Source organism: Colwellia sp. E2M01, assembly GCF_018860585.1.
Lineage (GTDB): Bacteria > Pseudomonadota > Gammaproteobacteria > Enterobacterales > Alteromonadaceae > Colwellia.
Window position 1 is genome coordinate 1320 of the sequence record NZ_JAHKPR010000018.1, and the last position, 1244, is coordinate 2563.

Consider the following 1244-nt stretch of genomic DNA (forward strand, 5'->3'; position numbering starts at 1 on the left):
CAATTGGAACTACACCCCTACATCGATTTAAGTTAACATCACGCTACTCAATCAATAATTACACTTACCGAGTGAATCTTAGTTGTTTGGGAAATAAGAGATACTCAAGAAGTGAGGCGCTATTATACTCAGCCGCCACGTATACTCAAGGACTATTTATCGTCAATTTAAATGAAAGACACAAGAATGGGCTTTTCACGCTGAATTGGCTCATAAACTTGTATATTATTTTTAATTGAGTACTTTATTTATATAGTGACTTTTGCCCTTCTGGCTGCACTCGGTAGCGTTTATATTCCCATTGGTTTTGAACGGGGTGAAGTAAAATGGCTTCTTCTATAGCTTTGTTAAGACAAGTTGCCGCGCGAGTAGCATCTTCAGAATAAAACGCATCACCTATAGGCTCAAGTCTAGTCGTAAAGCCTTTTTCTGTTTGATAAGCGGTTCCTATAAATACTTTGCATTTTGTTTTAAGTGTCAGTTTATGTGCTAATGTCATCGTATAAGCTTGATGACCAAATAACGCCGCAAATACACCGCCAATATTCTCTTCAGGAACTTGATCAGGTAAAAAACCAACCATGCCTTTTGTTTTTAGCGTTCGAATAATTTGCGTTATCCCTTTATTCGATGTTGGTACTAGAACAGAGTTAAAGCGCTGTCGAGCATCTCTAATAAATTTATCAAGGGAAGGATCTTTTAATGGTTTGTACATAGCTGTTAGCGTTCTGAACTGAGATAAATAAACATTCATTATTTCCCAATTACCTATATGAGGCCCTAAAACCATAATGCCATTATCGCTTAATATTTGTGCTTCAAATTCAGAGTTATCATAACTAGGCTGCAAATAACTTTTAAGACTTTCTGGTGATTTGATCCAAACATGACTCATTTCAAAAAGGGTTTGACACATACAGGCAAGTCTACGCTTCGAAAATTCGATTCTTTCTATCTTGGTTAACTCTGGTAAACACAATTGTAAATTTTTATCTATCGCGTCCGTTGTTCTAGTATTTTTACTAAGTAATATTGGACCAATATAAGTTGCGGCTTTTCTTAAATGCTTTAATTTAAACAAGCTCAAAAAACGCATTATACCTATAACAATAAAACCATAGCGTAACTTCAAAAGACAACACCTTATTTAAGCATTAAAACCATGTCTCATTGTGCAACGACTAACATTGATTTAATAGCATTTTTCATCATTAGCGCCTAATCATATTAATACCAATTCCGAT

The 1244-nt window shown here is 35.0% G+C and carries 1 protein-coding gene; it reads right to left on the minus strand.

Annotated features, from left to right (window positions below):
- Positions 1-244: 244 nt before the first annotated feature.
- Complete coding sequence (locus tag KO502_RS03565; RefSeq protein ID WP_216021187.1) at positions 245-1132, minus strand: lysophospholipid acyltransferase family protein; 888 nt, start codon at positions 1130-1132, stop codon at positions 245-247.
- Positions 1133-1244 lie beyond the last annotated feature (112 nt).